The sequence below is a fragment of the Streptomyces recifensis genome, assembly GCF_002154615.1.
Classification (GTDB): domain Bacteria; phylum Actinomycetota; class Actinomycetes; order Streptomycetales; family Streptomycetaceae; genus Streptomyces; species Streptomyces griseoluteus.
On record NZ_MUNH01000104.1, the window covers coordinates 1 to 5,966 of the forward strand.

The 5,966-nt window shown below is 72.8% G+C and carries 3 protein-coding genes and 1 pseudogene; 2 read left to right on the forward strand and 2 right to left on the reverse strand.

Features of this window, described 5'->3' with window-relative positions; translation table 11 throughout:
* Positions 1–939: pseudogene (locus tag CCN33_RS06695) on the reverse strand (helicase domain-containing protein); the annotation flags it as partial.
* Positions 940–1,072: 133 nt separating this feature from the next.
* Entirely contained in the window at positions 1,073–4,345 is a 3,273-nt protein-coding gene (locus CCN33_RS06700; protein WP_086692223.1) for a S41 family peptidase, read from the reverse strand.
* A 183-nt stretch (positions 4,346–4,528) separates the two neighbouring features.
* Between CCN33_RS06700 and CCN33_RS06705 the strand changes: the two genes are divergently transcribed.
* Positions 4,529–5,128 carry a TetR/AcrR family transcriptional regulator gene (locus CCN33_RS06705; RefSeq protein WP_086692226.1) on the forward strand — a complete coding sequence of 200 codons (600 nt, stop codon included), beginning with the start codon at positions 4,529–4,531 and terminating at the stop codon, positions 5,126–5,128.
* Between the two features lie 105 nt (positions 5,129–5,233).
* Positions 5,234–5,966 (forward strand): MMPL family transporter (locus CCN33_RS06710; RefSeq protein ID WP_167387784.1); only part of this gene is annotated, 733 nt, incomplete at its 3' end.

Here is a 5,966-nt window from a genome sequence, read left to right on the forward strand (position 1 = left end):
GTCAGGGGGTCGGTGGGCGGGGTCTCGTAGAAGCGCACCGCCTTCTCGATGCCCTTCACCAGGTCCGCGGAGGACTTCAGCCGGGCCACCGCCGGGTCCGCCTCGACGCCCGCCGTGGCGCCCTCGGTGACCAGGTCCCGCACGGTGCAGGTCTGGACCCCCTCCTCGCCCAGGCTCGGCAGCACGTCGGCGACGTAGTTCAGGTAGGGCTGGTGCGGGCCGACGAACAGCACGCCGCCCCGGCGGTGNNTTGCCGGTGCCGGGGCCGCCGTCCACCACCAGGGCGCCGCGCGAGGAGGCCCGGATGATGGCGTCCTGGTCGGCCTGGATGGTGGCGAGCACGTCCCGCATCCGCTCCGAGCGGTTGGTGCCGAGGGTGGCGATGAACGCGGACTGGTCGTCCAGCGCCGCGTGGTGCTCCAGACCCTCGGCGGTGAACACCTCGTCCCAGTAGTCGCTGATCCGGCCGCGCGTCCAGCGGTAGCGGCGGCGGCGGAGAAGGCCCATCGGGTGGGCGTGGGTCGCGGCGAAGAACGGTTCGGCGGCGGGGGAGCGCCAGTCGATCAGCAGCCGCCGGCCGGTGCTGTCGGTGAGGCCGAGCCGGCCGATGTAGACCGGCTCGGGGTCGCCGTCGTGCACGATGTGGCCGAGGCAGAGGTCGAGGCCGAAGCGGCGCAGGGCGCGCAGCCGGGCGGTCAGCCGGTGGATCTCCAGGTCCCGCTCCAGCACCTCCCGGCCGACCCCGCCGGGCGCCCGGCGCAGGGCGTCCAGGCTCGCGGACAGCTCGGCGACGGTCTGCTCCAGGCTCGCGGCGATGTCCGCGAAGTGCCGCTCGTCGGCGGCGATCAGTGCCGGGTCGGCCTTGGCGGCGAGCCGGTCGGGGAGGTCGAACGCGCGGGACTCCGGCGCGGGCTCACGCTCGGACAGCAGCGCACACATGTAGTGGATCACTCATTTCCGCAGGTTCTGGGCTCGGCGAGCGATTCTGCGGCATGAGGGGGGCCTTGCCGCAAGGCCCCCCTTGCGCTATACGTTGTTAACGGCGGGAGGTCCCGCCCTCTTTTTTGCCCTCTCACCCCTCCTCGCGCGGCGGCAGCTTCGGCCGCGAGCGGTCCGGTACGTCGCTGCAGTCGGGCGGCACCGCGGCCGGGTTCGTCTCCAGCATGTCCAGCGCCAGCCCCACCGCGTCGTCGAGCTGCGCGTAGCGGCCCTCGGCCCAGTCCAGCGGGGTGCGCAGCGCCTCCAGGTCGGGGCTGACGCCCCGGTTCTCCACGGACCAGCCGTACTCTTCGAACCAGGCCGCGTTCATCGGCACCGTGATCACCGTGCCGTCCCCCAGCCGGTGCCGGCCGGTCATGCCGACGACCCCGCCCCAGGTGCGCTGCCCGACCACCGGGCCGAGCCCCAGCAGCTTGATCGCGGCGGTGATCATGTCGCCGTCGGAGGACGTCGCCTCGTCCGCCAGCGCCACCACCGGCCCGCGCGGCGCGTTGGAGGCGTACGACACCGGCTGGGCGTCACGGGTGAGGTCCCAGCCGAGGATTTTCCGGGTCAGCTTCTCCATGACCAGTTCGCTGATGTTCCCGCCCGCGTTGCCGCGCACGTCCACGATCAGCGCGGGCCGGGAGACCTCCAGGCGCAGATCCCGGTTGAACTGGGCCCAGCCGGAGCCGCCCATGTCGGGGATGTGCAGATAGCCGCACTTGCCGCCGCTCAGCTCCCGTACCACCTCGCGGCGTTTGGCCACCCAGTCCTGGTAGCGCAGCGACCGGTCGTCGAGCAGCGGGACCACGGCCACCCGCCGGGCGGGGCCCGGCTCGCCCGGCGGCGGGGTGAAGGTGAGGTCGACGGTGGTGCCGCCGGAGCCGGCGAGCAGCGGGTACGGCCCGGTCACCGGGTCCACCGGGCGCCCGTTGACATGGGTCAGCACCGAGCCCGCGCGGATGCCGGTGCCGGCCAGCGGGGAGCGGGCGCGGGAGTCGGAGGAGTCGCCGTCGAGGATGCGGGCGACCATCCAGGCACCGTCCCGGCAGACGAAGTTGACGCCGAGGAGGCCCTGCCGGCGCTGGTAGTGCGGCGGGCCCTCGTTGCGCCGGGCCGGGGTGACATAGGCGTGCGACGTGCCCAGTTCGCCGAGGACCTCGCGCATCAGGTCGGCGAACTCGTCGGGGGAGGCGACCCGTTCGACCAGCGGGCGGTACTGCTCCAGGATCGCCGTCCAGTCGATCCCGCACATGCCGGGGTCCCAGAAGTAGTCCCGGGTGATCCGGCCGCCCTCGGCGTAGGCGCCGCGCCACTCGGCGGCGGGGTCCACCTCGTGCAGGATGCGCCGCAGGTCTATCCAGACCGTGGTGTCGCTGTCGCCGGGCTCGGTGGCGGGCACCGCGCGCAGGTCGCCCTCGTCCACCACGACCAGCCGGGTGCCGTCGCCGCTCACCTCGAACCAGTCCAGGTGGCCGACCAGTTCGGACTTCTTCGCCTTGCTGAGGTTGAAGTGCTCCAGCGTGGGCCGCCCGCTGATGTCGGCGGGGTTGACGAAGGTCTCGCCCAGCGCGCCGGAGATGGGCCAGCGCAGCCACACCAGCCCGCCACCCGCGACCGGGCGCAGCGCCGAGTACTTGGAGGACATCACCGGGAACGGCGTGACCCGGTTCTCCAGCCCCTCCACCTCCACGGTCACCGTGCCGCCCTCGCCGGACCCGGTCTCCAGCGGATCGAGCCCACCCGCCGCCGGACGGCCCTCGGGATTGAGCGCGAAGGGGGAGGGCGTGGCCGAGTTCAGCGGGACCAGGTAGGGGCGGCAGCCGAGCGGGAAGGACAGGTCGCCGGTGTGCACGTCGTACACCGGGTCGAAGCCGCGCCAGGAGAGGAAGGCGAGGTAGCGGCCGTCGCTGGTGAAGACCGGGTTCTCGTCCTCGAAGCGGCCGTTGGTGACGTCGACGATCTGGCGGTCCTTGATCCGGGCGAGCTTGATCTGGCGCAGGGAGCGGCCGATGCCGGGGTGGGACCAGGTGAGCCAGGCGCCGTCGGGGGAGAAGGCGAGGTCACGGACGGGGCCGTTGTCGGAGCGGATCAGCTCGGTGACGGTGCCGGGCGCCCGTCCCTCGGTGCTCTCGGCGTCCTCCGCCACGTCGATCAGCAGCAGCCTGCCGTCGTGCGAGGCGACCGCCAGCCGTTCGCCCTCCGGGTCGGAGACCAGCTCCAGCACCCGGCCGAGCCGCCCCTCGCCGAGCAGCCGGGGCTCGCGGCCGCCGGTGGCGCGGGGGAGCTGGGCGACGGCCACCGCGTCCTCCCCCTCGGCGTCGGTGACGTAGGCGAGCTGGCCGGTCGAACCGAGCATCTCCGGCAGCCTGACCCGGACGCCGGGGGTGTCGGCGATGGTGCGGGCCGGGCCGTCGCGGTGGGTGAGCCAGTACAGGCTGCCCCGGACGGTGACCGCGCTGGCCCGGCCGGTCTCGTCCACCGAGAGGCCGTCCACGTTGTGCGCGGCGGGCACCTGGTAGGGACGGCGGCCGGGGGCGGGGCCGCCCAGGTCGATGTCCAGCCTGCGCGGGGTGCCGGTGGGGGAGAGGTCGTCCACGATCCAGAGGTCACCGGCGCACTGGTAGACCACCCGCTCGCCGTCGGTCGCGGCGTGCCGGGCGTAGAAGGCGTCGTGGTCGGTGTGCCGGCGCAGGTCGGTGCCGTCCGGGGCGACGGAGTACAGGTTGCCGATGCCCTCGTGGTCGGAGAGGAAGACGATGCGGCCGGCGACGAACATCGGGGAGGAGAGCTGGCCGTCGATGTCCGCCAGCAGCCGACGCCCCTGGAGCCACAGCCGTCCCGTCGCGCCGCCGCGGTACCGCTTCCAGGACGCCGGTTCGTGCGGGGGCGTGCCGGTGAGGAGGAGGGTCTGGTGCTCGCCCGCGGTGTCCGCGACCTGGATGTCACCGACCGGGCCCCAGGGCAGCCGCCCGCCGGGGCTGCCGTCGGTGCCGACCTTGTGGGCCCAGGTGAAGTAGGAGAAGGGCTGGCCGTGCGAGGCGACGGCCAGGATGTCGCTCCTGCCGTGCTGGTCGGGGGGCGTCCAGCCGCACACCTGGGTGTCGGCGCTGCCCCAGTACGTCAGCTGCCGCGCCGGGCCGCCGGCCACGTCCACCAGGTGGATCTCCGGCACCAGGCTGCGCCAGCTCGTGAAGGCGATCTGCTTGCCGTCGGGCGAGAAGCGGGGGTGTCCGGCCTTGGTGCGGTCCGCGGTGAGCCGCCAGGGGCGGCCCGGTTCGTCGAGCGGCGCCAGCCAGAGGTCGTCCTCGGCCACGAAGCACAGCAGGTCGTCACTGATGTGGGGAAGCCGCAGATAGCTCACCCATCCATGCTTTTCCGGCGCGCGGGGCACAGCAACTCGTGCGGGTCCGTGCCCCGTGACGCAGGCCACGCGCCGCACTCGTACGAAACGGTTTCGTTTCGTACGAGTGCGGGGTACCGTCATCCTGTACGGAGTCCCGTACGCGAGCCATGTCGTCCGGATGAGCGGGAGAGGGTGAGGCGGATGACCGACGCCGCCACCGCGCGTCGCAGCAGACTCACGCCCGAGCGGGCGGCCGAGCTGTACGAGGCGGTCCTCGACCTGCTCCGCGAGGTCGGCTACGACGCCCTCACCATGGACGCCGTCGCCGCCCGCACCCGCTCCAGCAAGGCCACGCTCTACCGCCAGTGGGGCGGCAAGGCCGAACTGGTCGCCCGCGCGATCCGGCACAGCAAGCCCGGCCGGATCTCCGACGTGGACACCGGCTCGCTGCGCGGGGACTTCCTGGCACTCGTGCATCGCGAAGACGACTGCGCCATGGAGCAGAACACCGCCCTCATGCGGGGTCTGGCCATGGCCACGCACACCAACCCGGACCTGCTGCAGGCGTTCCGGGAGCAGGTCATCGAGCCCGAGATGACCGAGCTGAGCCGGATGCTCTCGCGTGCCGTGGACCGGGGCGAGGTGGCCCCGGACAGCCCGGCGCTGCCCTTCGTGGTGCACATGATGATCGGCGCGTTCGCCACCCGGGCGCTCATCGACGGGCAGCCTCCCACCCAGGACTTCCTCAGCTCCTACATCGACGCCGTGATCCTCCCCGCTCTCGGCGTCCCCACCACCTGACCGACCCCTCCCCAGCAAGCCCACCTCCTGACGTCACCGCTCACGTCGCCGGGCTGACCTTTCCTGCCCAGATGCCTTTCACGACCTGACCGGGAGTACGCCCTCGTGGCCACGTACCTGTACAAACTCGGCCGATTCGCCTTCCGGCGACGGCACTTCGTCGCCCTGTTGTGGGTGGCGCTGCTCACCCTCGCCGGGGTGGGCGCCGCCTCCGCGCCGCCCGCCGGCAACTCGTCCTTCTCCATCCCGGGCACCGAGGCGCAGCGCGCCTTCGACCTGCTGGAGCAGCGCTTCCCCGGCATGAGCGCCGACGGCGCCACCGCCCGCGTCGTCTTCAAGGCGCCCGAGGGCCAGAAGATGACCGACGCCGGCAACAAGGCGGCGGTGGAGAAGACGGTCAAGGAGCTGGGCTCCGGCTCCGAGGTCGCCTCCGTCGCCGACCCGTACACCGGCAAGGCGGTCAGCCGGGACGGCACGATCGCCTACGCCTCGGTGAAGTACAAGGTCTCCGGGATGGAGCTGGAGGACTCCTCCCGTGACGCCCTCAAGGAGAGCGCCGGGCACGCGCGGGACGCCGGGCTGACCGTCGAGATCGGCGGCGACGCGCTCACCACCGCGCCCGAGACCGGGTCCAGCGAGGTCATCGGCATCGCCATCGCGGCCGTCGTCCTCGTCATCACCTTCGGCTCGCTCATCGCGGCCGGGCTGCCGCTGCTCACCGCCATCATCGGTGTCGGCATCGGCGTCTCCGCGATCACCGCGCTGGCCACCCCGCTCGACCTGGGCTCCACCACCTCCACCCTGGCCACGATGATCGGCCTCGCGGTCGGCATCGACT